This is a genomic window from Nonomuraea sp. NPDC050227 (assembly GCF_044459705.1).
Classification (GTDB): domain Bacteria; phylum Actinomycetota; class Actinomycetes; order Streptosporangiales; family Streptosporangiaceae; genus Nonomuraea.
In genome coordinates this window covers 480,601-507,510 of sequence record NZ_JBITJF010000006.1, presented here as the reverse complement: position 1 = coordinate 507,510, position 26,910 = coordinate 480,601, and the positions used below count along the sequence as shown (strand labels likewise).

The 26,910-nt window shown below is 72.6% G+C and carries 26 protein-coding genes; 17 read left to right on the top strand and 9 right to left on the bottom strand.

The genetic code is table 11. The features are described 5' to 3' along the window. Positions 1-51 precede the first annotated feature (51 nt). Together ACIBK9_RS25860 and ACIBK9_RS25855 are read left to right on the top strand one after the other, a co-directional pair. Positions 52-348: a hypothetical protein gene (locus ACIBK9_RS25860; protein WP_397161612.1), complete on the top strand. Its 297-nt coding sequence runs from the start codon at positions 52-54 to the stop codon at positions 346-348. Positions 349-541: 193 nt separating this feature from the next. Further along, positions 542-856 carry a hypothetical protein gene (locus tag ACIBK9_RS25855; RefSeq protein WP_397161611.1) on the top strand — a complete coding sequence of 105 codons (315 nt, stop codon included), beginning with the start codon at positions 542-544 and terminating at the stop codon, positions 854-856. 20 nt (positions 857-876) lie between these two features. On the opposite strand, the gene ACIBK9_RS25850 is transcribed toward ACIBK9_RS25855, so the two are convergent. Continuing rightward, positions 877-1,740 (bottom strand): helix-turn-helix transcriptional regulator, encoded by an 864-nt coding sequence (locus ACIBK9_RS25850; RefSeq protein ID WP_397161610.1) that lies wholly within the window; start codon positions 1,738-1,740, stop codon positions 877-879. Between the two features lie 152 nt (positions 1,741-1,892). Between ACIBK9_RS25850 and ACIBK9_RS25845 the strand changes: the two genes are divergently transcribed. From ACIBK9_RS25845 to ACIBK9_RS25815, 7 genes are all read left to right on the top strand, one after another. Next, positions 1,893-2,954: an aldo/keto reductase gene (locus ACIBK9_RS25845; protein ID WP_397161609.1), complete on the top strand. Its 1,062-nt coding sequence runs from the start codon at positions 1,893-1,895 to the stop codon at positions 2,952-2,954. Positions 2,955-2,968: 14 nt separating this feature from the next. After that, positions 2,969-3,256, top strand: a complete 288-nt coding sequence (locus ACIBK9_RS25840) for a putative quinol monooxygenase (RefSeq protein WP_358298897.1) — start codon at positions 2,969-2,971, stop codon at positions 3,254-3,256. 170 nt (positions 3,257-3,426) lie between these two features. Beyond that, entirely contained in the window at positions 3,427-4,233 is an 807-nt protein-coding gene (locus tag ACIBK9_RS25835; RefSeq protein ID WP_397161608.1) for a S1C family serine protease, read from the top strand. 35 nt (positions 4,234-4,268) lie between these two features. Then, positions 4,269-5,246, top strand: coding sequence for a MoxR family ATPase (locus ACIBK9_RS25830; RefSeq protein ID WP_352361528.1), 978 nt, complete (start codon positions 4,269-4,271; stop codon positions 5,244-5,246). A gap of 6 nt (positions 5,247-5,252) precedes the next feature. Further along, positions 5,253-6,137, top strand: a complete 885-nt coding sequence (locus tag ACIBK9_RS25825; protein WP_397161607.1) for a DUF58 domain-containing protein — start codon at positions 5,253-5,255, stop codon at positions 6,135-6,137. Beyond that, complete coding sequence (locus ACIBK9_RS25820) at positions 6,134-7,084, top strand: VWA domain-containing protein (RefSeq protein ID WP_397161606.1); 951 nt, start codon at positions 6,134-6,136, stop codon at positions 7,082-7,084. Before ACIBK9_RS25825 ends, ACIBK9_RS25820 begins: the two co-directional genes overlap by 4 nt. Continuing rightward, a complete protein-coding gene (locus ACIBK9_RS25815) occupies positions 7,085-8,131 on the top strand; it encodes a VWA domain-containing protein (RefSeq protein WP_397161605.1) in 1,047 nt (348 codons plus the stop codon). It begins immediately after the preceding gene. Between the two features lie 15 nt (positions 8,132-8,146). Here the strand turns inward: ACIBK9_RS25815 and ACIBK9_RS25810 are convergent, their stop codons facing one another. Continuing rightward, complete coding sequence (locus ACIBK9_RS25810) at positions 8,147-8,572, bottom strand: DNA-binding protein (protein WP_397161604.1); 426 nt, start codon at positions 8,570-8,572, stop codon at positions 8,147-8,149. A gap of 154 nt (positions 8,573-8,726) precedes the next feature. Here ACIBK9_RS25810 and ACIBK9_RS25805 point away from each other — a divergent pair, with 154 nt between their 5' ends. Then, positions 8,727-9,893, top strand: a complete 1,167-nt coding sequence (locus ACIBK9_RS25805; RefSeq protein WP_397161603.1) for an erythromycin esterase family protein — start codon at positions 8,727-8,729, stop codon at positions 9,891-9,893. Between the two features lie 80 nt (positions 9,894-9,973). On the opposite strand, the gene ACIBK9_RS25800 is transcribed toward ACIBK9_RS25805, so the two are convergent. Then, positions 9,974-12,370, bottom strand: a complete 2,397-nt coding sequence (locus ACIBK9_RS25800) for a hypothetical protein (RefSeq protein WP_397161602.1) — start codon at positions 12,368-12,370, stop codon at positions 9,974-9,976. Between the two features lie 235 nt (positions 12,371-12,605). Between ACIBK9_RS25800 and ACIBK9_RS25795 the strand changes: the two genes are divergently transcribed. Further along, positions 12,606-13,415, top strand: a complete 810-nt coding sequence (locus ACIBK9_RS25795; RefSeq protein WP_358298914.1) for a metalloregulator ArsR/SmtB family transcription factor — start codon at positions 12,606-12,608, stop codon at positions 13,413-13,415. A gap of 160 nt (positions 13,416-13,575) precedes the next feature. Next, positions 13,576-13,704: a hypothetical protein gene (locus ACIBK9_RS25790; RefSeq protein ID WP_387681103.1), complete on the top strand. Its 129-nt coding sequence runs from the start codon at positions 13,576-13,578 to the stop codon at positions 13,702-13,704. Positions 13,705-13,738: 34 nt separating this feature from the next. Here the strand turns inward: ACIBK9_RS25790 and ACIBK9_RS25785 are convergent, their stop codons facing one another. Together ACIBK9_RS25785 and ACIBK9_RS25780 are read right to left on the bottom strand one after the other, a co-directional pair. Next, the gene (locus tag ACIBK9_RS25785; RefSeq protein WP_397161601.1) at positions 13,739-15,346 is read right to left on the bottom strand and encodes a beta-N-acetylhexosaminidase; all 1,608 of its coding nucleotides are present in this window, start codon (positions 15,344-15,346) and stop codon (positions 13,739-13,741) included. Beyond that, positions 15,343-16,587 carry a Gfo/Idh/MocA family oxidoreductase gene (locus tag ACIBK9_RS25780; protein ID WP_358298918.1) on the bottom strand — a complete coding sequence of 415 codons (1,245 nt, stop codon included), beginning with the start codon at positions 16,585-16,587 and terminating at the stop codon, positions 15,343-15,345. The genes ACIBK9_RS25785 and ACIBK9_RS25780 overlap by 4 nt, the downstream gene beginning before the upstream one ends. 141 nt (positions 16,588-16,728) lie before the next feature. On the opposite strand from ACIBK9_RS25780, the gene ACIBK9_RS25775 reads away from it, so the two are divergent. Together ACIBK9_RS25775 and ACIBK9_RS25770 are read left to right on the top strand one after the other, a co-directional pair. After that, positions 16,729-17,901: an ROK family protein gene (locus ACIBK9_RS25775; RefSeq protein WP_397161600.1), complete on the top strand. Its 1,173-nt coding sequence runs from the start codon at positions 16,729-16,731 to the stop codon at positions 17,899-17,901. A gap of 210 nt (positions 17,902-18,111) precedes the next feature. Next, positions 18,112-18,624 carry an RICIN domain-containing protein gene (locus tag ACIBK9_RS25770; protein ID WP_397161599.1) on the top strand — a complete coding sequence of 171 codons (513 nt, stop codon included), beginning with the start codon at positions 18,112-18,114 and terminating at the stop codon, positions 18,622-18,624. A 19-nt stretch (positions 18,625-18,643) separates the two neighbouring features. Here the strand turns inward: ACIBK9_RS25770 and ACIBK9_RS25765 are convergent, their stop codons facing one another. After that, positions 18,644-21,406 (bottom strand): ATP-binding protein, encoded by a 2,763-nt coding sequence (locus ACIBK9_RS25765; protein WP_397161598.1) that lies wholly within the window; start codon positions 21,404-21,406, stop codon positions 18,644-18,646. 67 nt (positions 21,407-21,473) lie between these two features. Here ACIBK9_RS25765 and ACIBK9_RS25760 point away from each other — a divergent pair, with 67 nt between their 5' ends. Next, on the top strand, positions 21,474-22,697 hold the full coding sequence (locus ACIBK9_RS25760; protein ID WP_397161597.1) for a GNAT family N-acetyltransferase: 1,224 nt from the start codon (positions 21,474-21,476) through the stop codon (positions 22,695-22,697). A gap of 99 nt (positions 22,698-22,796) precedes the next feature. Here the strand turns inward: ACIBK9_RS25760 and ACIBK9_RS25755 are convergent, their stop codons facing one another. Further along, positions 22,797-23,369: a DUF305 domain-containing protein gene (locus ACIBK9_RS25755; protein WP_397161596.1), complete on the bottom strand. Its 573-nt coding sequence runs from the start codon at positions 23,367-23,369 to the stop codon at positions 22,797-22,799. Positions 23,370-23,618: 249 nt separating this feature from the next. Between ACIBK9_RS25755 and ACIBK9_RS25750 the strand changes: the two genes are divergently transcribed. Together ACIBK9_RS25750 and ACIBK9_RS25745 are read left to right on the top strand one after the other, a co-directional pair. Beyond that, positions 23,619-24,161 (top strand): hypothetical protein, encoded by a 543-nt coding sequence (locus ACIBK9_RS25750; RefSeq protein WP_397161595.1) that lies wholly within the window; start codon positions 23,619-23,621, stop codon positions 24,159-24,161. A 135-nt stretch (positions 24,162-24,296) separates the two neighbouring features. Beyond that, positions 24,297-24,752, top strand: coding sequence for a hypothetical protein (locus tag ACIBK9_RS25745; RefSeq protein ID WP_397161594.1), 456 nt, complete (start codon positions 24,297-24,299; stop codon positions 24,750-24,752). Positions 24,753-24,864: 112 nt separating this feature from the next. Here the strand turns inward: ACIBK9_RS25745 and ACIBK9_RS25740 are convergent, their stop codons facing one another. Together ACIBK9_RS25740 and ACIBK9_RS25735 are read right to left on the bottom strand one after the other, a co-directional pair. Further along, the gene (locus ACIBK9_RS25740) at positions 24,865-26,046 is read right to left on the bottom strand and encodes an RNA ligase RtcB family protein (RefSeq protein WP_397161593.1); all 1,182 of its coding nucleotides are present in this window, start codon (positions 26,044-26,046) and stop codon (positions 24,865-24,867) included. 397 nt (positions 26,047-26,443) lie between these two features. Further along, the gene (locus tag ACIBK9_RS25735; RefSeq protein WP_387681069.1) at positions 26,444-26,857 is read right to left on the bottom strand and encodes an RNA-binding S4 domain-containing protein; all 414 of its coding nucleotides are present in this window, start codon (positions 26,855-26,857) and stop codon (positions 26,444-26,446) included. Between the last annotated feature and the right edge of the window lie 53 nt (positions 26,858-26,910).

The window sequence follows — 26,910 nt, the reverse complement described above, 5'->3', positions numbered from 1 at the left end:
GCCCGCTCGTCCGGCGCAGGCCCCTGTCCAGCTGCGCGAAGGCAGGAATGTGTGGACCTAGAGACACGGATACTCAAGTTGCTGTTGCGCCTGCGGAAGCTCAAGGCAGGCAGGCCCGCCGGCGACCTCACGGCGACCACCGCCGGCATCACCCGGATGCAGGCCGACATCGCCGACATCCGGACGGAGATGCGACAGGACTTCGCCGCGCTCGGCGACGAGCTGGCGGCCCTGCGCCGCCACATGAACGACCACTTCACGTCGAGCAGGCCGCGCTGCTGCAAGGACCCGGAGCCGGGCTGCACGCAGGGGACGCAGGCGTACGGCCCGGACCCGATCAACAACTGACCTGCCAGGCCAGGCTCGGCCTGAGGCCGCCAGCCGGCGCCGGGCCGAGCCCTCCGCGGACCGGCACCCGTTGCTTGCCGGCGGTCGTGTCGGGTATACACGGGTTGCCACCATGTGCTTACAGCAAGTGGGACCCGGCCGCCCTCCACCACTGGGCCGGTTCCCTACCGACTACCGGCAAAGGTAGGAGTAAGTGGATGTAGAGGCGGAGATCCTGGACATCAGGCTTCGGGTCCAGGCGCTGGAGGCGACACTGTGCGCCGAGGCCGACTGCTCCGAGGCGGTGCTCGGCATCGCCGAGATGCGGGCCGACCTCGCCGAGACCCGGAGCCAGTCGGGCCAGGACGTCACGGCCCTGACCGACGAGCTGCTCGGCCTGCGCGGGCAGACCGACGAGCACTTCCAGGCGATCCGGTCGAAGATCCGCCGGCGGCTCGACCTGCTGCGCTGCGAGACCCTCGATCTGGCCATCCGGCTCGACCACCTGCTGGAGAAGGGCGACTCCTAGCGGGCGCGCCCCGCCGCGGGTCAGGTGGCGGCGTGGGCCTGGCGGGTCCAGGCGGACAGCAGGCGGAGAGCGGTCTGGGAGGGGGAGCCCTCCTCGGTGGTGTGGGCGATCAACGCCTGGTCGGGGTCGTCGGGCAGGCGGAGGGTCTCGAAGCCGAGGTCGAGCCTGCCGACCACCGGGTGCAGGTAGACGTAGCGTCCGTGGGTCTTGTCCTTGAGCCGGTGTTCGGCCCAGAGCTCGCGGAACTCCGGGCTGGCCGCCGACAGCTCCTCGACCAGCTCCGACGTCCGGGTGTCCGCAGGATGGCGGCCGGCGTCGAGGCGCAGGTAGGCGGCCACGTCGGCGGCCTTGGCGGGCCAGTCGGCGTACAGGTCGCGCATGCCCTCGTCGAGGAACACCAGGCGGGCCAGGTTGCGCTGCCGGGGCGGCAGCGCGCCGAAGTCGGTGATCAGCGCCGCCGCGAGGTGGTTCCAGCCCAGTACGTCGGTGTTGCGCCCGACGACGTAGGCCGGCACGTCGGCCGACGCGTCCAGCAGGCGCTGGAGGCCGGGCCGGACGCGTTGCAGCGGTGGCGCGGCCTGCGCGCGGTCGCCGTCGTTCCAGGGGCGGGCCAGGCGGTGCAGGTGCGCGCGCTCGACGTCGTCCAGGCGCAGGGCGCGGGCGACGGCGTCCAGGACCGCTTCGGAGAAGTGCAGGGTACGGCCCTGCTCCAGCCGGACGTAGTGGTCCACGCTCACCCCGGCGAGCTGGGCCAGCTCCTCCCTGCGCAGGCCGGGCACGCGTCTGCGGCTGCCGTACTCGGGCAGGCCGAGCTCCTCAGGACGCAGCCGGGCGCGGCGGGATCGGAGGAATTCGCCCAGTTCTGCGCGTCTGTCCAGTGCCATGGGACCAGTATCGCCGTCCGGCGTCGTCGCGAGCCTGGTCATGCCGTGCCTAGGCAGCGGCGGGCACTGGGTGGGCCGCGGGCGGCGCGCCAGAGTGAGCTGCACCGGACGTCCACAAGGGATGCCCGGTCACCCACAGGGAGCAACGCGACATGAGCACCACCCACCTGCCCACCCGGCCTCTGGGCGCCACCGGCATGGACGTCACCCGCCTCGGCTTCGGCTCCTGGGCGGTGTCGGGGGCCGGCTGGAAGTTCGGCTGGGGCACGACCGACGACGCGGAGTCGATCGCCGCGATCCGGCACGCCGTCGCCGGCGGCGTCAACTGGATCGACACCGCGGCCGTGTACGGGCTCGGCCACTCCGAGGAACTGGTCGGCAAGGCCATCGCCGACCTGCCCGAGGCCGACCGCCCGTACGTCTTCACCAAAGTGGGCCTGGTCTGGGACCCCGACGACCCGCAGGCCGCCCCGCGCCGGATCATGAAGCCGGCCAGCGTCCGGCGCGAGCTGGAGGACTCGCTGCGCCGCCTGAACGTCGAGCGCGTCGACCTGTACCAGGTGCACTATCCCGACACCGGCGAGTCGCTGGAGTACGCCGGCGGCGGCTTCGGCGCGGTGTCGCCCAACGCCACGCCGCTGGAGGAGTACTGGCAGGTCATGGCCGACCTGAAGGCCGAGGGCAAGGTCCGCGCGATCGGCCTGTCCAACCACTCGCCGCAGGAGCTGGCGGCCGCGGAGCGCATCGCGCACGTGGACGTCATCCAGCCGCCGTTCTCGGCGATCAACCGGTCGGCGGCGGCCGAGATCGCGTGGGCGCACGCCCACGGCACGGGCGTGATCGCGTACTCGCCGCTGCAGTCGGGCCTGCTCACCGGGACGTTCTCGGCCGAGCGCGTCGCGAGCCTGCCCGACGGCGACTGGCGCACCGCCCACCACGACTTCACCACGGGCCTCGCGGCCAACCTGCGGCTGGCGGAGGCGCTGCGCCCGGTCGCCGCCCGGCACGGCGTCGGCGTCGCCGAGGTGGCCATCGCGTGGGTCCTGGCCTGGCCGGGCGTCACCGGGGCCATCGTCGGCGCCCGCCGGCCCGAGCAGGTGGACGGCTGGATCGGCGCCGGCGCTGTGGACCTGACGCCGGCCGACCTGGCGGAGATCGCCGCCGCGATCACCGCCTCCGGCGCCGGCGCCGGTCCCGCCCGGCCCCTCGCGTGAGGACGGCGCCGGAGATGTCCCTCATCGTGCTGGCCCAGTACGTGGCCGCGGCCGGCCAGGAGGACCGGCTGCGGACCGCGCTCGAAGCGATGATCGAGCCGTCCCTGGACGAGCCCGGCTGCCTGGCCTACCGCGCCTACGGCGACCCGAACCATCCGGCGAGCATGGTGGTGATCGAGGAGTGGGCGGGCGCCGGGGCGCGGGCGCGGCACCTGACCACTCCGCATCACCGCCATGCGGCGCAGGTGCTGGCGCTCGTCCTGGCCGAGCCGATGGTCGTGCGCACGCTCGTGACCGCCTAGCTCTACCCGAGTGTCCGCAGGAGGCCGATGCGGGGGACCGGTCGGCGAACGGCTGAGGAATCGGTCCTGCCGTATGGGTTGCGGCCCGACCCCGGCGCGTCCGGAGGTCCCGGCCATTTGTGTGTCCTTCTTTATGGCAGTTTTCGGTGCGATTGCTGAGTATGAGGGGCATGGAGCGCGTGCCGCAGGAGGACGGTGCGGCCGGGGCTCGGGAAGCCGGGCGGGCCAGGGCCGGAAGGGTTCGGCGGGTCGCCGCCGGGGGCGGGGTGCTGGTCGTCGTGGCGGTGCTGGCGTACTGGCTGGGCGGCGGCGGCAGCGGCGGGACGGCCGCAGGAGGGCCGGCCGCCACGCCGACGCCCACCGCGACGCTCACGGTGCCGGACGTCTTCCGCAGGGTCGGGCCGTCGGTCGTGGTCATCCAGGCGGGCAAGTCGCTCGGCACGGGCGTGATCGCGGCCGAGGACGGGACGATCCTGACGGCCCATCACGTGATCAAAGCCACGAAGGACATCAACCTCACGTTCGCCGACGGGACCAGGGCGAAGGCCGTCGTCGCCGCCGCGAATCCCCAAAGGGACGTCGCCGTGCTCAAGCCGGTGAAGCTGCCGGAGATCGTCGTGCCCGCGACGCTCGGCGGCGACGTGGCCGTCGGGGCGCCGGTCGTGGCGATCGGCAATCCGCTGGGCCTGACCTACAGCGTCTCCACCGGGGTGGTGTCGGGCCTCGACCGGACCACCGGCCGGACCGGCAAGGACGCCGGCCTGAAAGGGCTGATCCAGTTCGACGCCTCCGTCAACCCGGGCAGCTCCGGCGGCCCCCTGCTGGACGCCCGTGGGCTGGTCGTCGGGATCGTCGTCTCGATCGCCGACCCCGGGGGCGACGACGCGTTCGCCGGCATCGCGTTCGCGGTGCCGATCGGCGCGGCCCTGGGCGGCGACGACGGCGACGGCCCACCAGGCGACGGACCCCAGCTCTGACCGCCACCGCCCATAGCGCCCACAGAAGGGACATCATGCCCCCGGCCCAGGCTCATCCGCTCGAACAGGTCCTCTTCGAGGTCAAACGCACCATCGTCGGCCAGGACGTCCTGCTCGAACGCATGGCCGTCGCGCTCATCGCCGACGGTCACCTGCTGGTGGAAGGCGTGCCGGGCCTGGCCAAGACCCTGGCCGTCCGGTCGCTGGCCGCGGCGATCACCGGCGGCTTCCAGCGCGTGCAGTTCACCCCCGACCTGGTCCCCGCCGACCTCGTCGGCACGCGGGTCTACCACCAGCACTCCGGCGAGTTCCGGACGGAGCTCGGCCCGGTGTTCACGAACCTGCTGCTCGCCGACGAGATCAACCGCGCCCCCGCCAAGGTGCAGAGCGCCCTGCTGGAGGTGATGCAGGAGCACCAGGTGACGATCGGCCGCGAGACGTTCCAGGTGCCGGAGCCGTTCCTGGTGATGGCGACGGAGAACCCGATCGAGTCGGAGGGCACGTACCCGCTGCCCGAGGCGCAGGTGGACCGGTTCATGATGAAGGTCGTCGTCGGCTATCCCGCCCAGAACGAGGAGCAGGCGATCGTCGAACGCGCGCTGCGCCCGCCGGACCCGCCGCAGCCGACGGTCACGACCGCCGAGCTGATGGAGATGCGGGCCCGCGCCCGGCAGGTGTACGTCGATCCGTCGATCGTCGACTACGCCGTACGCGTGGTCGCCGTGACCCGGTCGCCGGGCACGGCCGGGCTGGGGGAGCTGGAGCGGTACGTCACGTACGGGGCCAGCCCGCGCGCGTCCATCGCGCTCGTCACGGGCGCCCGCGCGCTGGCGTTCCTGCGCGGCCGCGACTACGTCCTGCCGGACGACCTGTCCGAACTCGCGCTCGACGTGCTGCGCCACCGGCTCGTGCTGTCCTACGAGGCCCTGGCGGACGACGTCGACGCCGACACGATCATCAGCAGGGTGCTCGGGGCCGTCCGGGTACCCGACGTCGTCCTGCGGAACCGCTGAGCCGTCATGGCCACCGCCCCCGAGAAACTCCTGCTCCGCCTGGAGTGGAAGGTCGTCCGCAGGCTGGACGGCCGCCTCCAGGGCGCCCACCGCACCGCGCACCGCGGCTCCGGCGTCGACTTCACCGGCCTGCGCCGCTACGCCGACGGCGACGACGCCCGGCACATCGACTGGAACGTCACCGCCCGCCTGGACGAGCCCCATCTGCGCATGTTCACCGAGGACCGCGAGCTGACGGTGTGGCTGGTGCTCGACCGGTCGGCCTCGATGACGGCCGGGCGGCCGGGCCGCGGCAAGCACGACGTCCTGGCCGAGCTGGCGCTCGTCCTCGCCCGGCTGTTCGGGCGGGGCGGCGACCGGGTCGGGGCGCTGCTGTTCGACACCGGGGTGGCGCGGGTCGTGCCGCCGGGCACGTCCCGGCGGCACGCGCTGCGGATCGGCGCCGAGCTGGAGCGCACCGCAGGCCCACGCGCCGGCGCCACCACCGACCTGGCCCTCATGCTCGACGCGGCCGGACGGCTGGCCCGCCGCCGCGCGCTCGTCGTCGTCCTGTCGGACTTCATCGGCGAGGGCGACTGGGAACGCTCGCTCCAGCGCCTGGCCCGGCGGCACGAGGTCGTCGCCCTGCGCATCGTGGACGCGGCCGACGACGCGCTGCCCGAGGCCGGGCTGATCGTGGTCGAGGACGCCGAGACCGGCGAGCAGCTCGTCGTCGACTCCGCCGACCCGCTGCTGCGGGCCCGCTTCCGCGAGGCCGTGGACGCCCGCGACGCCCGGCTCGCGGCGGGCATGCGCCGGGCGGGGGTGCCGGTCCACCGCGTCGCCACCGACCGCGACCTGACCGACACGCTCGTCGAGCTCGCCGCCCGCACGGGGGAGCGGTGGCCATGACACTGTCGTCCCCGTTGTTGCTGGCCGCCGGGCTGCTCGTCACGGCGGCGCTGGCCTGGGCGGCCGTCGTCTCGGCCCGCCGCCGGAGGTCGGCGCTGGCCGCGGCCGGGGTCGCCGGGCCGGGCGGGCGCGGCGCGTACCTCGGGACCGGCCTGACGATCGCCGGGGTCGGCGTGCTCGCGGTCGCCGCCGCGGGACCGGCGGCGATGGTGCCGGTGCCGCGCACCGCGGGCACCGTCATCCTCGCCGTCGACGTCTCTAACAGCATGGGCGCCGGCGACGTCGCGCCGACCAGGCTGGCCGCCGCGCAGCGGGCGGCCCGCGCGTTCGTGGCGGCGCAGCCCGACAGCGTGGACATCGGGGTCGTCGCGTTCGAGCGCGGCGCGCTCACCACCGCGCGGCCCGACGCGGACCATTCCGTCGCGCTCAGGGCCATCGACCGGCTGAGGATCACCGGCGGCACCTCGCTCGGGGCGGCCATCACGGCCTCGCTGACGGCCATCACCGGCCGGCAGGTGGTCATCGGCCGCGACGGGCCGCCGCCCGACCTCGGCTACTGGCCGTCGGCCACGATCGTGATGTTCTCCGACGGCCAGAACCAGGGCGGCGACGTCGAACGGGCCGCCGCCGCGGCCCAGAAGGCGGGCGTGCGCGTCCACACCGTGGGGGTCGGCACCGCGGCCGGGGCGGCGGTCCAGGTCGACGGCTACCATCTGCAGACCTCGCTCGACGAGGACACCCTCACCACGATCGCGCGGACCACCGGCGGCGCCTACCACCCGGCCGCCGACGCCGCCCGGCTCGACGGCGTCGCCGACACGATCGACCTGCGGCTCACCGTCTCCGACGAGCCGCTGCCGCTCGCCGGCGGGCTGATCGGGCTCGCCCTCGCGCTGCTCGCCGCGGGCGCGGCGGTCACCGTGTTCCGGTCCGGGCGGGTGATCTGAATGTCGCTGTCCTGGCCGTGGGCGCTGCTGTCGGCGCTGGTCATCCCGTTGATCTTCGCGATCCGCTGGTGGGCGGGCCGCCGACGGCGGCGGGCCGTCGTGCGCGTCACCTCGATCGCGCTCGTACGGGCCGCGCTTCCCGGGCGTACGCGCTGGACGCGGCGCATCCCCGTGGCGCTCTTCGTCGCCGGGCTGGCGCTGCTCGCGGTGGGGGCGGCGCGGCCGCAGGCGTCGGTGCCGGTGCCGATGCGGTCGGCGACGATCCTGCTCGCGCTCGACACCTCCCTCTCCATGTGCTCCACCGACGTCGATCCCAACCGCCTCACCGCCGCCAGGAAGGCCGCCGCCGGCTTCATCGAGTCGCAGCGCGGCGGGCCGCGCATCGGCCTGGTCACCTTCGCCGGCACCGCGGGCCTGCTCGTCCCGCCCACCGACGACACCGACGCCCTGATCGAGGCCCTGGACGGGCTCGCCGTCGCCCGCGGCACCGCGATCGGCCAGGCCATGCTCACCTCGATCGACGCGATCGCCGAGGTGGACCCCTCGGTCGCCGCCACCGCCGCCACGCCGCCCGCCGCGGCCTCCGGGTACGCCGGCGCCGCGATCGTGGTGCTCACCGACGGCGCCAACACCCACGGCGTCGACCCGCAGCGGGCCGCCCAGGAGGCGGCGTCGCGCCGCGTACGCGTGTTCACCATCGGCTTCGGCACCACGAAGGTGGTCCCGATGGTGTGCGACAACTCGCAGTTCGACGGCCGCGGCTTCGGCGACTGGGGCGGCGGGTCCGGCGGGGGCTTCGACCGGGGCCGCAACCCCCGGGTCATCGACGAGCCGGCACTCCGGCAGATCGCCCGTACGACCGGCGGCTCCTACCACCGGGCCGAGAACGCCGACCAGCTCGCGACCGCCCTCGACGCCCTGCCCGGCACGTTCACGGTCGTCCGCGAACGGGTGGACACGGCCGCCGCCTTCGCCGGGGCCGGCGCCCTGCTCGTGGCCGCGGCGCTGTCGCTCTCCCTCTGGTGGAACCGCCCGCGCCGCGCCTGACCTGCGGCGGGCGGCCTAGTCGAGAGCCGCCGCCGACCGTTCGGCGAGCCGTTCGTGGCGTTGCCGGGCGGCCTGCGCGGTGCCCAGACCGAGCCCGAAGGCGATCTCCTGCCAGGTCATGCCGCGGCCACGGGCCATCGCCAGCAGCCCGGCCTCCAGCGCGTCCAGCTCTCCGCGAACCAGCGGGACGAGGCTCAACGCCGCGGTGATGTCGGCCTGGTCCACCTCCGGCTCGTCGTCGTCGAGCCGCGCGGCCCCGCTGAGCAGGAACGACACCAGCCTGACGGCCTCGTGCGGCCCGATGACCGACGGGTGCGCCTGCCTGAGCCGCTGCTCGTCGGTGGCCGCGTGCCGCTCGGCGATCCGGAACAGGGACGCGTGCACCCGCCGGGCGCGCGCCTGCTCGGGGTCCGGCGGGGAGAAGGGGTGATCGATCGACATGGAGGCAACGATGTCGTGGGAACCGATTGATGTCAACAGCTTGTTTTGAACGAAATGTTCAACAGATGAAGTGTCATTTGAAGGTTCTAGGGGGGCTGTTCAGGGATTTCAGCGGCAAGGGTTACACCGAAAGTTCAACGATAGCGTTGAAGGCATGGATATCAAGGACATCGCCTGGCCGGTCGACGGCGCGGGTGTCTCGGCGTTCCTGCGGACGCTCCCCGCCCGGCCGCTGTTGCTCGGCCTCGGTGAGGCCCGGCACTTCGTGGGAGAACTGGGCGAGCTGCGCAACGAGATCTTCCGGCACCTCGTCGAGCACGAGGGCTACCGGTCGTTCGCCGTCGAGAGCGACTGCCTCAAGGGCCTCCTGGTGGACGACTACGTCACGACCGGCGCCGGCACCCTCGACGACGTCATGGACCGCGGCTTCAGCCACGGTTTCGGCGCCCTGCCGGCCAACCGCGAGCTCGTCCGCTGGATGCGCGCCCACAACGAGGAGCACGACGAGAAGCTGCGCTTCTTCGGGGTGGACGGCCCGCTGGAGTACTGGGCGGCGAGCCCGCGCGAGGCGCTCACCGGCCTCTACGACCTGCTCGACGGCCCGCTCCCCGCCGCGGTGGTGACCAGGGAGACCCTCGACGCGCTGCTGGGCCCGGACGACCGCTGGTCCGACGAGGCCACGGCCATGGACCCGGCGAAGTCGATCGGCCAGTCCGCCGACGCCCAGCGGCTGCGGGTGATCGCCGACGACCTGGCGGCGCTGCTCGACACGCAGACGCCGCAACTCGGCGCGCGGGACAGGGAACGCGCGCACCTGTACGCGCGCACCGCCACCGGCCTGCTGCGCTACCACCACTGGATGGCCGACGCCTCTCCGGCACGCTGGACCCGGCTGTCGGCCCTGCGGGACGCGATGATGGCGGCCAACCTGCGTGCCGTCGCCGAGCACGGCCCGGCCCTGGTCTTCTCCTCCAACCTGCACCTCCAGCGCGACAAGACGTTCATGCCGTTCGGCGACCAGCGGCTGGAGTGGTGGAGCGCGGGGGCGATCGCCGCCGCCCACCTGGGCGACCGGTACGCCTACCTGGCCTCCGCCTTCGGCACGACCGGCGACGACACCCCGCCGCCGGACACCGTCGAGGGCGTGTTGTCCGCGCTTCCGTGGGACCACTCGGTGATCGACGCCCGCCGCCTGGCCGGGATCGTCGCCGACCCGGCGCGGCGCGTGTCCCAGGATTTCGCCTACTTCCCGCTGGACCCGTCCCACCTCGGCACGATCGACGGCGTCGTCTTCCTCAAGCAGGTCGGCGCCTGGGGGTGACCGTCCGGGGGCGGACAGCACGATGGTCCCTCCCCGCGGGGAGGGACCATCAGGTTGACGCGGACGGGAAGCGGGACGACCTACTCGGAGGTCTCCCAGGGCATCGGCATGTCGCCCATCTCCCGGTAGGAACGTTCCATGTACGGGTCGTCCATCATGTCCTCAGGCTGAGGCTCGTAGGACTCGTCCATGGACTGGCCCATGTCCCGCTCGTTCTTGTCCGCGTCCTCGGAGACACATCCCGATTCGGCGGTCCTGCCGTCGTACGGCCTCTTGCCCGGCGGGCACTGGTGGTCGTAGCCGTGGTCGTACCGCTGGTCGTACCCGTGGTCGTGACCGTGGTCGTGACCGTGGTGACGGCCGTGGCCGTGGTGGTGCGGCTTCTTGCCGGGCCGGCAGTGGCGGTCCTTGCCCGGCCGGCACGGGTGGTGCGGGTTCTTCGACTTCTGCACGACCCGGATCGTCGCCCTGGCCGGACCGGAGGTCAGGTCGCCCGCCCTGGCCACCGCGGTGTTGGTGACGGTGAAGCGGCAGCCCTTGCGGCAGTCCTTCTTGCCGCCGGGACGGCTCGGCACGACGAAGACGCCCGTGCACGTGGTGGTCTCGCCCGGCTCAAGGGTGGTGGTCCGGCAGACGATGTTCGTCACCCGGTCGTCCTCGATCCGGAGGTTCCGCAGCGTCTCGTCGGAGTTGTTCCTGACCTCGTAGCGGTAGGTGACCCGATCGCCGGGCCGGTACGTGCGGGTGTCGTCCACGCTCTTGTCCAGCAGCAGCGTCCCGCGCTCGCCCATGACGTCGATCGTGGCCTCCGACGGCGGCGAGCTCACCTCCGTGTCGTCGATCAGGCCCACCGCGGTGGCGGTGTTGGTGACCGAGCCGTGGGCGGCGTCCTCCTCGGTGACCGTGTAGGTGCCCGTGCAGGACGTGGACTCGCCGGGCTCCAGGGTGGTGGTCTCGCAGACGATGTCCGACACCCGGTTGTCGTCGATCCGCAGGTCGGTCACGATCTCGTCGAACGTGTTCCGCACGACGTAGCGGTAGGTGACCCGGTCGCCGGGGCGGTACGTGCGGGAGTCGTCGACGCGCTTGTCCAGCTCCAGCATCCCGCGCTCGTCCGTGACGCCGATGGTGACCTCGGACGGCGGCGAGCTGACCTCCTCACCGTCCGCCCGGCCCATCGCGGTGGCGGTGTTGGTGACCGAGCCGCGCTCGGCGTCCTCCTCCGTGACCGTGTACGAGCCGCGGCAGATGACCCGCTCGCCCACGTTCAAGGTGGTCTGCGGGCAGGTGACCTCTTCGACGACGTCGTCGTCCACCATCAGGTCGGCGATGTTCATGTTGCCGGTGTTGGTGACCACGTACTCGTAGGGCACCTCCGTGCCCACCGGCACCGGGTCGGGCAGGTCGGCGTCCTCGGCGACGCGCTTGGTGAGCGACAGCTCGGGCCGCTCGGCCACCGGACGGACGACCACGTTCCGGATCAGGTGCACATCGGTGAACAGACCGGTGGACGCACCGAAACCGAACTTGTAGGTCTCCGGGACCGGCTGCGGTGCGGGCAGGGACAGCACCTCCTGCATCCCGTCGCCGTCGTTGAAGTCGATCGAGATGGTGACCTCGGGGTTCGGCGCCGGGGTGATCCGGACGTTGACCGTGCGCTTCGACTCCTCCAGCACGGCCTGCGCCGCCCGCGGGTCGCTGGGCACGGTCCGCGTGGGCCCCTGCAGGTTGCCCGGCAGCGTCGAGGGCCACGGCCCGGTCGTGGTGAAGTTGCTGGTGGTGGCGGTCACGAAGCAGTAGCCCGCGGTGCCGTTGCCGGGCCCGCGCACCGTCACCATGTTCGGCCCGGGAGCCGGGACGCGGAACCCGGTGCCGGCCGGTGAGCGCTCGGCGCAGGTGCGGCCCCGCTGCTCCCAGTCCCCGAAGTAGTTGCCGAGGACGTCCAGGCCGATGCCGATGTAGCCCTGGTTGACCCCGGGCTCGAACGGGTTCGCCGGATCGTCGTCGGGCAGCTTCTGGGCGTAGCCGAGGCTGCCGCCGAACGCGCCGGGACGGTCCAGCGTGGCCGCGCCGTCGATCAGGAAGAAGGAGATGCCGTCAGCGGGCACCGCCGTGGTGTTGCCGTACTGCCACTGCTCGAACGTCACGTCCAGGCCCTCTTCGGCCGGGATCGGCTCGTTGTAGAGGGCGGCCGCCGTCTGGTCCAGATCGGCGCTGGTGAGCTGGAGGTAGCCGTACGGGGCTGCTCCGGTCGGCGGGACGGGACCCGCCGCGTTGGCGGGGCAGCCCCCGAGCGGATGGTCGCCGGGCCCGGCGGGCGGAGCCGCCGGCGCGCCGGTCAGGCAGGCCGATCCCACGCCGATGAACTGCGGGATCGCGGTGGCTCCGGTGAAGTCCTCCTCGACCAGCGGAACCGGCTGCGCGGCTGCTGGACGGGCAGGTTGAAGCGCGACAGACACCGCGCTCAGCAGGAGCATGGTGGAAATGGCCGCACGTTTAGGGCCAGATGAGCTGTTTCCCGGCCCCGCAGGGCCAGATCGTATCTTCACGAATACTGAAGGTAACCATGCGCACTTGTGAACAGCTCGATCGACATAGCAAATGATCAACCACGAATGACTACAGGGATTCCGGGTCGCGGTGGCAGCGCGTTCGGCCTGGTCCGCGCGGGGCTTTGACAATAGGCAGGTAAATACCTGCATAATGGACGGCGTGAGCCCCGAAGCGACAGCCGTGGATCTCGTCTTCAAGGCGCTGGCCGACCCCACCCGGCGCCTCCTGCTCGACCGACTGCGCGAGCACAACGGCCAGACGCTGCGCGAACTGTGCGAACGCCTGGACATGGCCCGCCAGTCGGCGACCCAGCATCTGAACGTGCTTGAGCAGGCCGCCCTCGTCACCGTCGTCCGGCGCGGACGGGAACGGCTCCACTACCTCAACCCGGCGCCCATCCACGAGATCCAGGAGCGCTGGATCTCGGAGTTCGACCGGCCCCGGCTGCGAGCGATCAACGCCATCAAGAACCAGGCAGAGGAGTACGCCATGAGCGACGCACCCACGTCCGTGCCGACCTACGTCTACGTCACCTACATCCGCGCGAGCGCCGAGCAGGTCTGGCGGGCCCTGACGGACGCGGACCTCACGGCGCGCTACTGGGGACACGCCAACGTCTCGGACTGGCGGCCGGGATCACCCTGGGAGCACCGGCGCGCCGACGGGTCGGACGTCGTCGACGTCGTCGGCGAGGTGATCGAGGCCGAGCCCCCGGCCCGCCTGGTCGTCACCTTCGACGACGCCGCCGGCACGGAACCGGCGCGGAAGGCGTCGGTCGTCACCTTCCTCATCGAGCCGCACCAGGACATCGTCCGGCTCACCGTGACCCACGAGGACCTGCCCAACCAGGCGATGCACGACGGGATCGCGCAGGGATGGCCGGCCGTGCTGGCCAACCTCAAGTCGCTGCTGGAGACCGGCGAGGTCCTCCCGCAGGCGCCGTGGGAAATGCACCGGGCACACGCCTGACGCCCCGGCCCCGGGCGACACGACCGCAGAAAGAGGAGAACGCGCTGGACACCATCCCGCTCCGGGACGCCTACCGCGCCCTGCTGGACGCCGCCGCCAGGGTGACGCCCTCTGCGCGCTCGGCGGGCCGGCGCTGAGCGAGGCCGAACTCGACACGCCGGTGCCCACCCTGCTCCTGTCCAACGGCACGGTCCTGGTCGATCAGGCCGTGCCCCTGAGAGACCTCCTCACCGGCCTCGCCGACGTGGAGCTGCCCGCCCACACCGCGCAGCTCCTGGCCCTGCTCTGAGACCGGCGCCGCCCTCGGCGCGGGGACGCGCGGTTCAGAGACGCAGGCTCGACGTCCAGCGGGCGAGCTGGGCGTCGATCTCCGCCCTGGTCCGGGGGTGACCGGGGGCGTCCGGACGTCGCTGCCAGGGGTGCGGCCCGGCCGCCGGCCGGTACTCCACGCCCAGCGCGTCAAGACGTCTCTCGTGCACGGCGAGCCGCGCCAGGAAGTCCGCGAAGTCGCGCTCGCCGCTCCACATCGCCTCGGCGAAGGCGGCCAGCCGCGGGAAGGCCATGTAGTCGAGCAGCCGGGGGGAGTCGATGTGCTCGGTCCACAGAGCGGCCTGCGCGCCGAGGATCCGGTCGCGCTCCCCCTCGCCCAGGCCGCCGGGGACGGGGTCGAAGGCGTGCACCGCCCGCAGGGACGTCACGCTGCCGATCGGCACCGGCTCCTGGTCGCCGTCGGCCTGGCGGAAGTCCAGGTACGTCTCGCCGAACGGCGAGACGACCACGTCGTGACCGGCCCGCACGGCCAGCACCGCGCACTTGTCGCCGCGCCAGGCCGCGACGGTGACGCCGGGCGGCAGGCCGCCTTCCAGGAGCTCGTCCCAGCCGAGCGGTCTGCGCCCGCGGGACAGCAGGTAGTCGGTGAAGTGGCGCATGAGCCAGGTCTGCAGCTCGTCGGCGTCGTGCAGGCCGAGCTCCCGGATGCGCTCCTTGGCCGGGACGCTCTCGTTCCACTGGGTCTTCGGCACCTCGTCGCCGCCGACGCAGACGTACCGGCCGGGGAAGAGCTCCAGGACCTCGTCCAGGACGTCGGTGAAGAAGGCGATCGTGCCGTCGGCGACGTTGAGCACGTTCTCGCCGACCCCCCACTCGGTGCGGACCGGCAGGCGGTCGTCGAGGTTGCCGAGCTCGGGGTAGGCGGCGATGGCGGCCTGCGTGTGGCCGGGCAGGTCGATCTCCGGCACGACCGTGACGAACCGGTCGGCGGCGTAGGAGACGATCTCGCGGATGTCGTCCTGGCTGTAGAAGCCGCCGTGCGGGCGCCCGTCGAAGCGCTGGTGCCGCGCGGCGCCCACCGGTGACTCGTGCCGCCAGGCGCCGACCTCCGTGAGCCTGGGGTACTTCCTGATCTCCAGCCGCCAGCCCTGGTCGTCGGTCAGGTGCAGGTGCAGGACGTTGAGCTTGTGCGCGGCCAGCAGGTCGATGTACCGCAGCAGGTCGTTCTTCGGCAGGAAGTGCCTGGCCACGTCGATGAGGCAGCCGCGCCAGCCGTATCGCGGGGCGTCGGCGATCTCCGTCGCGGGGATGCTCCACGTCCTGTCCCCGGTGCGTCCGGCCCGGAAGGCGGCGGGGTCGAGCAGCTGGCGCAGGGTCTGCGCCCCGTAGAAGGCGCCGGCCGGGCCCGTCGCCTCGATCAGCACCGACTCGGTCGTGGCGGTGAGCCGGTACTCCTCGGGCCCGAGGCCCGCGACGAGCCGGATCTCCACCCCGCCGGGCCCCTCGGGGAGCGGCAGGCCGGTGGCCGGGGTGAGGGCCTCGCGAAGCCATTCCGCGGCCCTGGCCAGCGCCGGGTCGGCGGACAGCGGGGTCGTGGCGGTGAAGGTGAACCGGCCCTCGCCGGGCGTGTGGCGGGCGGGCGCCGGGATCGTCGCGTTCACAGGGCCTGCACGGTGCGGGTCTCGCGGGCGCGCTCGGCGGCCCAGACGACCAGGTGCCCGGCCAGGGCCTCGGCCGGGCCGGCGCCCAGCGGCGCCTGGTCCCCGGCGGCGACGGCGTCGATGAACGCCTTGGTGAGACCCCCGTCGCCGCCGCCGTGGCCGTCGGCGAGCGACGCGCCCGCCGTCGTCTGGGTGTCGATCCGCTCCTCGGCGCCGGTCACGAAGTCGACGACCCTGATCTCGCGCCCGTCGCCCTCGGCGTACCCGCGGGTGCCGAAGATCCGGGTCCTGCGGTGCTCCAGCGGCGTGAACGCCGTCATGGTGAACGACACGGTCGCGCCCTTCGCGAACTCCAGCGTGACGACCTGCTGGTCGACCACGTCGTTGTCGCAGTCGTAGACGCAGCGGCCGTACGGGCCGGTCTCCAGCGCGTGCGTGACGCCCGCCACGGTGGCGTCGGACGTGACGGCGCCGAGCGGCCAGAACTCCCGGCGCGGGTCGCCCAGACAGCTCAGGTAGAGACGCTTGGCGGAGTAGGCGCAGTCCGGCTCGACGGCGCAGCTCACGCAACGCGTGCTCGCGCCCTCGGGCCGATTCTCCGGCCGGAAGTGGGTCAGCGAGCCGAAGGACGACACCGCGACCGGCTGCTCGCCGAGGATGTGGAGCAACCAGTCGATGTCATGACAGGACTTGGTCAGCAGCATCGGCCCCGATTCGGCCGCGTTCCGCCAGGCGCCCCGCACGAAGGAATGGGCCATGTGCCACCAGCCCACCGGCTCCAGGTGCTGCACGCTGGAGATCGTGCCCAGCCTGCCGCTGTCCAGCAGCTCCTTGAACGCCCTGGTGTAGGCCGTGTAGCGGAGCACGTGACAGACCGCGAACAGCACGCCGTTGCGCTCGACCGCCTCGACGATGCGGCGGGCCTCCGGCTCCGTCGGCGCCATGGGCTTCTCCAGCAGGATGGCGTAGCCGAGGTCGGCGAAGGCCACGGCCGGCTCGACGTGCAAGCGGTCCTGGGTCGCGATGACCACGGCGTCCGCGAGCTTCGGCACGGCGGCCAGCTCGTCCCATCCGGCGAAGCAGGCGCTGTCCGGCAGGTCGTGGTCGGCGGCCACCTTGGCCCGCCGGGCCGGGTCCGGGTCGGCGACTGCCACGATGCGGGCCCGGCCGTCCGCGGCGGCGGCCCTGGCGTAGATCTGGCCGCGCGATCCGGCCCCGACGATGGCTATGGTCACTGTCATTTCGCAAACTCCTTTATGAAGGTCTCCATAGATAGTCACGAGAATGACCTTGCCGTCAAGCCTCTTACCGCCGGGCACATGCAGCTAGAAGTGGGGATGGGCCAAAGGGATATAGTTCAGAGACCAGTGATAGTGAGGAGTGTGACCGTGCAGGTCAGTGGTGGCGACCTTCAGCGGCTACGCCAGCTGAACTCCCTGAGCAGCATCCGCGCCCTGCGGGAGGCGCGCGAGCCGCTGACGCTCACCGAGCTGTCCGCCCACACCGGGTTGTCACGGGCCTCCGTCGTGGACGTCGTCACGGATCTGGAGCAGCGCGGCTGGATCGCCGAGGTGCCGCCCGCGCCGGGCGCCATGGGCCGGCCCGCCAAGCGCTACCGGTTCCGCAGCGACGCGGGGCACGTGCTCGGCATCGACGTGGGCGTGCACAAGGTGCTGGCCGTGATCACCGACCTGGCCGGCCGGATCGTGGCCAGCGGGCGGGTCGCCGTCGACCGGCACACCGCCCAGCGGGAGCGGCTGGAGGCGGTGTGGCGGGCCGTCGACGCCGCGCTCGTCGCCGCCGGGCTGAGCGCGTCCGACATGTGGGGCGTCACCGCGGGCAGCACCGGCGTCGTCAACCGCGAGGGGCTCGTCACCATGGTCAACGACCTGCCCGACTGGCCCGGCGTCGACCTCGTCGGTCACCTCGGGCAGCGGCTGGCCTGCCCGATCACCATCGAGAACGACAGCAAGCTGGCCGCGCTCGCCGAGCAGCGGCTCGGGGTGGCCGCGGGCGTCCAGCACCTCGTCTACCTGCACGTCGGCCGCCGGCCCGGCGCCGCGCTGATCATCGACGGGCGCCTGTACCACGGGTTCAGCGGGGCAACCGGCGAGGTCGGGCTCATGGAGATCACGGGCTGGAGCACCATGGCCGGGCGGCTGGAGAGCGGCCCGGCCGCCAAGGGCGCCGCGCCCGAGGAGGCCGCCCGGCACGTCTTCGGCGCGGCCCGGGCCGGCGACCTGGAGGCCCAGGCCGCGGTCGACGCGTACGCCCGCCATCTCGCGCTCGGCACCGCCGCGATGGTGCTGACGCTCGACCCCGAACTGGTCGTGCTCGGCGGCGGGTTCTCCCGCTCGGCCGACGTCCTGCTGCCCGCGCTGCGCCGGGCGCTCGAACCTCACTGTGTACGCGTTCCCGACATCCGGCCCTCGACGCTCGGCGAGGAGTGCGTCGCCCTGGGCGGAGCCTGTCTGGCGCTGGACCACGTGGACGATCGATTCTTCTCCCTGGAGGGTTCCATCTCCAGCCCCGCCGCTCCGCAGCGACCCTCCTGACCTGCTTCCGGCGGGTGCGCCTCTGACCTCCCGGGCGGATTCGGAGGCTTTCGACACCGGCCAGTGATGCGTCACCTTGCCGCCAGATCACTTTCTGCTGTCGTGCGATTACTTTCTGTATGCATTGCTCATGGTCGTCACGGCCCGTGGGGGCTCGCCCGCCGTCCGAGGCCCGTGCCGGCCCACCCACCGCATCAGTGGAGGTAACCCATGCCCGCCAGCCCCGTCGCCCGCCTGATGGCCGCGTCCGCCGTCGCCCTGGTGGCCGCCGCCGTCGCCCCCGCCTCGACGGCCCACGCCGCCCAGGCCGGCCCGCCGGCGTGCCTGGACGCCACCAACAGCCGCGCCGACAACACCAACGTGCGCCTGTGGACGTGTCTCGACCATCCCAACCAGAAGTGGGTGATCCAGGGCGGCCAGATCAAGGTCGAGGACACCGTCGGCACCGGCCGGGAGGTCTGCCTGGACGCCACCAACAGCCGCGCCAACAACACCAACGTGCGCCTGTGGACGTGCCTGAACCATCCCAACCAGAAGTGGGTCGTCCAGGGCGGCCAGATCAAGGTCGAGGACACCGTCGGCAGCGGCCGGGAGGTCTGCCTGGACGCCACCAACAGCCGCGCCAACAACACCGTGGTGCGGTTGTGGACGTGCCTGAACCACCCCAACCAGAAGTGGGTCGTCCAGGGCGGCCAGATCAAGGTCGAGGACACCCTGACCTGACCCCGGGGCTGCTTCCAGGTCACGGCCGGGTCGTGGAGGATCCCGCCAGTCCCTCGCGGAACGCGATGGCCGCCGCCTCGGTACGGGTGGCCGCGCCCAGCTTCGCCAGGATGTGGGAGACGTGCACGCCCGCCGTGCTGGGCGAGATGTGCAGCCGGGCGGCGATCTGCCGGTTGCTCAACCCGTCGGCGATCAGGACGAGCACGTCGCGCTCGCGCTCGGTGAGCCCGTCCTGCGCCGGTCGGGGCCGTCCGAGCAGGGCGATCTCCCTGGCGAGCGGCGCGGCGCCCAGCTCGTCGGCCAGCCGCGCGGCCTCCCTGAGGCGGGCGGTTCCGCCGGGCCGGTCGCCCGCCGTCAGCGCGGCCCGCGCGCCGTGGAACAGGCTCAGCGCCAGCTCGTACGGCTGCCCCAGATCCCGCCAGGCAGCCGCCACGCCGTCCCAGCCGGCGTCCCCGTCGGCGTCCTCGACCAGCGCGCGCAGCATGGCCTGCCAGGCCCGGTCGAACGGCCCGTCCACGCCGAGCATCGCATCGGCCGCGGCGAGCTCGGCCCGGCGGGCCGCGACCCGCTCGCGGGGCGCGCCGCGGGCCAGCCGCACCTGCTGCACCAGGGCGCCGGCGACCAGGACCGGCCGGGCGTCGCTGCTGTAGATCCGGTTGAGCGCCGGATCGGCCAGCGCCCGCTCCAGCAGCAGGTCGGCCCGCTCCGGGTCGCCCTGGGCGACGGCGAGCAGGCAGAACAACTGGTGGCGGGGGAACAGGTCGCCGCTCCCGGCATGCCCGGCCGCGGCGTCGGCGGCATCGGCGGCGGCGGCCAGGTCCCCGCGCAGCAGCGCCAGGTAGCCGGCCAGGACGCGCAGGGCCAGGCGCGACAGCGGCGGCGGATCCTGCTGGAGGCTCTCCTCCAGCAGGGCGGCGGCCTCGTCCCATCGCCCGGCCAGGATCAGGCCGCGCGCGGCGTAGCGGGCCAGCTCGGCGCCACGGCTGCGGCCCAGCCCGTACCGGCGGGCGTGACGGATGCCGCCGCGGGCCGCCTCCACGGCGCGGTGCTGGTCGCCGGCCTTGGTCTGCAGCGTGGCCTCGTACATCGGGACGGTCATGAGCAGGTCGTGGCTGTCCAGCCGCTCGGCCAGCGTGCGCGCCTCGGCCAGCATCGCGAGGTCGCTCGTCATGGACCCGACGCCCAGCAGCCCGCGGATCGTGACCGTGGCGTCGCCGGTGCGCCGGCCGACGGCCAGCGCCTCCACGAACAGGTCACGGGCCCGCTCCACCTCCGGCAGCAGGCCCATGGCCAGCACCCCGAGCAGCCGCCCCCGCCGGACGCTGTCGGGAGCGGCGGCCAGCAGGCCGAGGGCGTGTTCCCAGTCGGAGACGCCCGTGCCGTCCAGCCGGTGCCGCAGCCTGCCCCGGTGCTCCAGCAGCTGGGCGGCCCGCTCGGGTTCGCGCCGCTCGTCCACCTCGGCCAACCCCGCCGTGGCGTGGTCGACGCCGCGGGCGTAGTCGCCGCTGAGCATGGCGGCCTCGGCCGCTTCGGTCAGGACGTCGATCCTGTCGGCCCCCAGCCGCGCCTGCGGATCCCACAGTTCGAGGACCTGGTCGAGCAGGCGGACCTGCTCCTCGTAGGCGTAGGACCGGCGGGCCTGCGCCGCGGCCAGGTAGGCGGCGGTCAGGGCCGGCCCGCGCTGCCCGGCGGCGTAGGCGTGCGCGGCCAGCTGCGCATGGGCGTCGCCGTCGCGCAGAGCCTCGGCGTAGCGCGCGTGCCGGCGGGCCCGCTCGCCGGGCAGCAGGTCCTCGTAGACGGCGTGCCGGATCAGCGCGTGGCGGAAGTCGTAGCCGTCCCCTGCCGTGACGAGCAGGCTGCGGTCGACTAGCTCGCGCAGGAGGGCGTCCAGGGCGGCCCCGTCCTGCCCGGCCACCTTCGCCAGCAGCCGGTGGGCAACCCGTCCGCCCGCCACCGAGGCCAGGCGCAGCAGCTCACGAGCCGGGCCGGGCAGCGAGCGCGGGCCGTGCAGCAGCAGGTCACGCAGGCTGTCCGGGGTCCGCTCGTCCGCGCGGGCGAGCGCCTCGACGAACAGCGGGTTGCCGTCGCTGCGTTCGTGCACGCGCAGCACGGCGGCCGCGTCCGGTTCCGTGCCGAGGATCGCGGTCAGCTGGCGGCCCACGTCCTGCCGATCCAGGCGGTCCAGGCGCAACGCGGTGGCGCGCGGGCGGCGGGCGAGCTCGGACAGCAGCAGCCCGTCGCCGGTCTGGTGCGGCCGGTACGTGATCAGCAGCAGCACGCCGGGCTGGGTCAGGTTCCTGGCCAGGAAACCGAGCAGCTCGCGGGTGGCGGCGTCGGCCCAGTGCAGATCCTCGATCGCGACGACCACCGGCTGGTCCGCGGCCGCCCGCTCGACCAGCGTCAGGACCTCCTCGTACAGCCGGTGCCTGCCGCCTTCGGCCTCGTCCGTCCCGCCGAGCTCGGGGAACCAGCGGGCCAGCTGGCGGTACGGCCCGGGCAGCACCCCTTCGACGCGGATCAGCCGGCGCAGCACCGTCACGAACGGCGCGTACGGCAGGCCGTCGCTGCCCAGCTCGGCACAGGCGCCCTCGACCACCCGAACCCGAGGGCCCAGCGACCGCGCGAACTCCGCCAGCAGCCGCGACTTGCCGATCCCGGCCTCCCCGGCCACCAGCGCCACCGCCGGCCCCTCAGCGACAGCGCGGTCGAGGGCATCGGCCAGGACCGACAGCTCCTCACCCCGGCCGACGAACACGGGACTGACCACGCGCTCCGCCACCACGGCGTCAGCATATAAATACCCGTATCACCCGATGTGCGGCCCATGTTTACCCGGCCAGGCTCGAAGCATGACGACCACCTACCCCCTGCGGACCATCCACGCCCACGAACTCGACGCCTGGGCCCGCATGATCACCACCACGTACGGCCAGGACTGGTACGAGGGCGGCCTCCGCAACGCGGCCACCTCCATCGAGCCCGAACGCACGATCGCCGCCTACGACGGCCCGGAGATCGTCGGCGGCGCCTCGATCTACGGCCGGGTCATGACGGTCCCCGGCGCGGCCGTCCCTGTCGCCGGCATCACGCTCGTCGCGGTCCTGCCCACGCACCGGCGTCGCGGCATCCTCACCGCGATGATGCGCAAGCAGCTCACCGACCTGCACGAGTCGGGCGGCGAGCCGATCACCGCGCTCAACGCCGCCGAGGCCACCATCTACGGCCGGTTCGGGTACGGCGTCGCCAGCCACGTGGCCGAGATCCAGGCGGACAAGAGACTCATGGCCCTGCGGCCCGGCACCGACCTCGGCGACGGCACGATCCGCCTGCTCGCCCGTCAGGACGCCCGGCCGCTGCTGGAGAAGGTCTACGACACCGCCCGCCGCGGCGCGGTCGGCTGGGTGGACCGTACGGAGAAGTTCTGGCAGGCCCGCCTGGCGGACGGCGAACGCGTCCGCGGCGGCGGGACGGAGCTGCGCTTCGCCGTGCACACCGAGCCGGGCGGCGAGGCCACCGGGTACGTCCTCTACCGTTCCAAGCCCGGGTTGGTGCAGGTCATCGAGGTCGCGGCCACCACCAGGCAGTCCTACGCCGCTCTGTGGCGCTTCCTCATCGACCTCGACGCGCACGCCGGCCTCACCTACGACGGCGCCGTCGACGAACCGCTGACGCACCTGCTGACCGACCCGCGCGCGGCCCGCGCCACCACGATCGACAACCTCTGGGTCCGCCTGGTGGACGTCGACCGGGCGCTGGCGGCCCGCCGCTACTCGACCCCCCTGGACCTGGTCCTGGAGGTCCAGGACCCGGTCTGCCCCTGGAACGCCGGACGCCACCGCCTGCGGGCCGACGGCGACTCCGTCACCTGCGAACGCACCCGGGCCCAGGCCGACCTGCGGCTGACGTCCGCCGAGCTGGGGGCGGCCTACCTGGGCGGCACCACGCTGTCGTCGCTGGCGGCGGCGGGCCGGGTCGAGGAACTGCGGCCGGGCGCGGTCACCGCCGCCTCGCTCGCCTTCCGCGGGGAGCGCGCGCCCTTCCACCCATCGGGCTGGGCCTTCCCCGCCTTCTGACGGTTCGCGCCCCCTCCGCCCCTTCCGGCGGGACGGTCCCCGCCTTCTTCGCCGCCCGCGCCGTCCCTTCCCCTCGCTGGCCGAGCGGTCGGGGTGCCGTCAGGACGTGCCGGTGGTGGGCGTCATGCCGGACATGTGCGGCCCTGGTGTCATCTCGGACATGTGCGGCTCTGGCGTCATGTCGGGCATGCCGGGCATTTGCGGGATGCAGGGCATGCTCTGCTCCCCGAACCACTGGACCAGGTACCGCCGCATCGTGGCGACCTCGGCCCGCTGGTCGTCGCGCACCTTGCGGGCGAAGGCGGCGACCTCGGGATGCACCGCCTCACCGTGCACGAGGAGCTGCTGCGACATCATGATCGCCATCATGTGGTGCGGGATCATGTGCTGCAGGAACGCCTTGTCGAGCTGATTCCCCGAGAGCCCCGACAGGTCGGGCATCGTGGTCCCGCTCGGGCTCGGCGCCGGGCTCTGCGGGTACCACTGCAGCAGCCAGCCCTTCATCCGAGCGACCTCGGCGGTCTGGGTCGTGACGATCGACTGCCCGAGCCGCCGCATCTCCGGCCTGCTGGACCGCTGCAGCTGCCGGGCCGCGGCGATGGCGTCCTCGTGGTGCGGGACCATCTGCGCCAGGTAGTCGTACTCGCTGGTCACGGCATGCATCTGCCCCATGCCGGGGCACGTGGGCTGCGTTCCTTCAGGGCTCGGGGACGGCATCGGCGAAGATGCCATGGCCGTCGCGGCCGATCCGGTGGTGATGGCGGCCAGGAATGCCCCTGCGGCCATCGCTGTCTTCGCGGAGCGTCGCTTCATGCGTACCCCCAACGCCGATTCGACACCTACTCCAACGGTAACCCGCCCCTGGAATGTCACCGCATACGCCCGTACGGCACGAAGCTTCGACCTTATGATGATCGACCTATGCGGGGAAAAATCGTGATACTTGCGGTCTTATTGTTGACGGGCTGTTCGACGAACGAGCCGAAGGACTGGCTGCTCAAGGATCCGGGCCGCTGGCCGCTGGCGTCATTGCCGGCCGCGGCCTCCAAATCGGGCATGCCGGACGGGGCGGACAAAGTGCTGGCGCGGATCCAGGTCGGCAAATACGACATGGTCCCCTGGATCAGCAACAAGGGCGTGTGCGGGCTCGCCGACCAGGGATCCTCCAGCGTGCTTTTCAACATGAGCCAGGATCTGACCAAGTCCGAGGGCAACGTCGTCACCGCGGAAGAGGGCTTCGCCGGGCCCAAGGAACCCATGGTCGGCACCAGTTCGGAGAGCACCGTGACCCTGTGGTGCACCCCCACCCGGATGTTCGTCACCGTCCAGGCAAAAAAGCTCGGAAAGGTGCAGCTCTACGGAAACGCGGCGGCAAAGAAGACCGAGGAAAAACTGACGGTCGTGGTGGGCACGCCGGAGGCGGTCGAGCAGTCACTCCCCGGCGCGACCCTGATCGGTCGCTAGCCGCGTATTTCCACAGGTCGGCACCGGAGCCAACCCCTTCGTCCCCGCCCGCCTGAACAGATACTCAACAGATCCTCAACACCGCCGCCGTCAACCTCGACCACAGATCCGAGCCATGCGAAGGGAGACGCGCAAATGACGCACATCTTCGGGAACGCCGCGGCCACGCTCGCCGGGGCCGGCCTGGCACTCGCCCTGCTGACCTCCGCCGCGCACGCCACCGCGGCCGCTCCAGCGCAAAGCGTCAAATCCAGCTGCACGATGAGCGATGGGGAGAAGGCGTACTTCGAGCTGAAGTACCGGACGACCGGCGGCTACCACCGCGTTTCCGACATCATCTACCGCTGGAGCTCCGAGACGCCGACCCGCCTGAAGACCGCACACCTCAACCTGATGGTCGAACGCCGCGGCAAGGACGGAAAGGTCTACGGGAAGACGTTTCGCGAGAAGAAGGCACTCTACGACGTCTCCTACGACGTCATCCTCGACCTCAAGGTCCCGGCCAGGAAGAAGCTCTACTTCGCCGTGGACGCCACGTTCGTGAGGAAGGGCGACACGCTGCGCTGCACGGGGCGCACTTCCAGCGTCTGACGCCTCCCGATCGCGCACCGACCACACTCGAACTCCCGCAGCCGGACGCGCTCACCGAAAGCCGCCGGCACAGGGACGCCGCCTTCGAGCCGGTGCGGCAGGCGGGCGACGTTCACGGCCGCCCCCGCTTGCGGCGGTCCTTTCGGGAGTCCGGTCCGAGGTCGGGTGTCTTGTAGGTGACCAGGGGGATCGTGGTGGCCACGGGCGTGGCCAGTCCGTGGTCGACGAGGTCGCTGATCACCTGCTCGATGCGCTTGTAGGCCGTGGGCGCCTCCTCGAAGAGAAGCTGGCGGTCGCCGCACACCACCACCGACCCCACCGGCGTGCGGCGCAGCTCTTCGACGGTGTGCTTGGCCCGGCCGCGGCGCAGGGCGTCCGCGCGCGACATCTTGCGGCCCGCGCCGTGCGCCACGGAGTGGCCGGCGTCCGGACCGGCGTGGGCGGCCACGAGGTAGGACGGGGTGCCGCGGGTGCCGGCGATGAGCACGTCGCGGCCGTCGCCCGGCGCCGCTCCCTTGCGGTGCAGGTAGCCGCCGTCGCGGAGTTCGACCAGGTTGTGGCACTGGTCGAGGATCGGCTCGGCAGGCTCGAACCCCAGCGCGTGCGCGACCCGGGCGGCCAGCAGCCGCCGGTTGAGCGACCCCCACCGTACGGCCTGGTCGTGCCTGGCCAGGTAGGCGGCGGGATCGGGGGCGGGGCCCGCGCCGTGGACCTCGGTGTGCTCGCGCAGGATCCGTTCGCCCAGCCCCCGTGAACCGCTGTGGACGACGAGGACCAGGTCACCGGCGTCGAGGCCGAGCCGAGCGGCGTGGTCAGGTTCGAAGACGGTCCCGATCCGGGCCAGCTCGACGAAGTGGTTGCCGCGGCCGACCGTCCCGAGGCCCTCGACGTGACCGGCGGGGATGTCGTCCTTCATGACGGCCCAGGCGGGGTCGTCGGCATCACGTTCGGGATGCAGCGCACGATCGAGGTCGGGAAAGCGGGCGGCGAGCCTCTCGGGCACGGCGCGCTTGAGCCTCACCGGGAACACGGCGATGCCGCACCCGATGTCGGAGCCCACCAGGAACGGGTACAGGACGGCCGACGCCATGGCGGCCCCGATGGGCGCGCCCTTGCCGGGGTGCAGGTCAGGCATGGCCGCGACGTGCGTCATGCCGTCGAGAGCGGCCACCTGACGGCACTGCGCGACGGCGTCGGACTCGATCCAGCTGGTGGGCGAGGCGAACACGGTGACGGTGGCCCCCGTGACCGGAGCGGACGGGGCCGGGTGTCGCTGAGACTGTTGCTGAGACAAAGACGTTCTCTTCCCTGCAGAAGGGCATGGACAGGCGGCATCACGACGCGAACCGGCGTCGCGGCATCACAAAGGGCGGGGTGTCTTCCGTCAGAGCCTCATGGGGATCACGCTCTCGAACCCCCGCCATCCCAGGCAACCGATTTTCGGCGCGCCGAGGGCACCGCGGCGCTCAGCGGACGGGTCGCTCAGGCCAGGCTTCGGGTCCGTCGACCTAGCCGGCGACCCAGCCGGCGGCCCTGACGAGCCGGCCGTTGCAGACATCGGCCGGATCTCGGGGGCGGCGTCCAGCGGCTATGTGAAGACCTCGCCGCGTCCGCGAGCGCACCGCCGCGTTGTCGGGACGCCGCGCAGGCGCGGTTGCCTCCGTGCATCCGGTGCGGCGGGATCTGTTTGGTCAGTCCGGGCGTGCCCGGCCGCCCCGTCGCTCCTCCACCACCGGGCGTGCGAGCAGCTTGTCGAGGCTGCGGCGTTCGCGTTTGGTGGGACGCCCCGCGCCACGAGCCCGGACGGCCACCGTCACGGTCTCCTCGCGGGGAGGAGGCGGAGGGCTCTTGTCGACGTAGCACTCGGCGGCCACGGCGGCGCCGACGCGCTTGGTGATGGCACGGGAGACCACCACGATGCGTTCGCGCCCGTCGTGCCGCAGCCGGATCTCGTCTCCGACCCGTACGGCGTGCGCAGGCTTGACCCGCACTCCGTTGACCCGGACGTGACCGCCCCGGCAGGCGTCGGCCGCGGTCGAACGGGTCTTGGTGAGCCGTACCGACCAGATCCAGCTGTCCACCCGCACACTCAGCTGCTCACCCACCACCCCGACACTGTACTGAGAACCCCGCACCGCAGACATCCACGCCTTGCCCG